The 507-nt window shown below is 43.6% G+C and carries 1 protein-coding gene; it reads right to left on the bottom strand.

Annotation, left to right across the window (positions count from 1 at the left end; all coding sequences use genetic code 11):
• The coding region (locus CK240_RS18085) for a TIGR04255 family protein (protein ID WP_135059016.1) at positions 1 to 507 on the bottom strand (507 nt) is incomplete at both ends.

The raw sequence follows: 507 nt of genomic DNA, 5'->3' as shown, positions 1-507 counted from the left end.
CTCCCTCTTTTGTACGACAAGTGGATTGTGCAACAGACTGAACAACATTCTCTCGAATCTTAGCATCAGCCAAACCAATAAGATTTTCACGTACAAGAATCTGAATATTCGAGAGGTCTTCCGGACTTTGAAGCCTATTGATATATCGATAGCCAATTCGGATCATAACTGTCGGCTGAACCGTATCGGCCAGAGCATTCAGGATAAAACCGAACCGCTTAATAAAGTCGATGTGCCCATTGTAATCTTTAGTCTCTAGCGTAATTGCATTTGCTGCGAGAACAACGCGCCACTTTTTATCAACACTACTAAAGTTCCAATGGACCTCAGTGCCACTAATCTCCGGTGCACTGCCCGGTATAGGTAGAGGCACTGCTTCTATCCTTTCTACAAAAGGATAGACTTTTCGAATGCGGTCCTGAAACTCTACTATATAGCTGTCATCCCTGATGCGCATAATAGAGGGGAATTGAACTTGAGCTATGACGTACGCAATTGGTGCATTAG

This window comes from Paracoccus salipaludis (genome assembly GCF_002287065.1).
Classification (GTDB): domain Bacteria; phylum Pseudomonadota; class Alphaproteobacteria; order Rhodobacterales; family Rhodobacteraceae; genus Paracoccus; species Paracoccus salipaludis.
The sequence above is the reverse complement of the archived record's forward strand: the minus strand, read 5'-3'. Positions and strand labels throughout refer to the sequence as shown.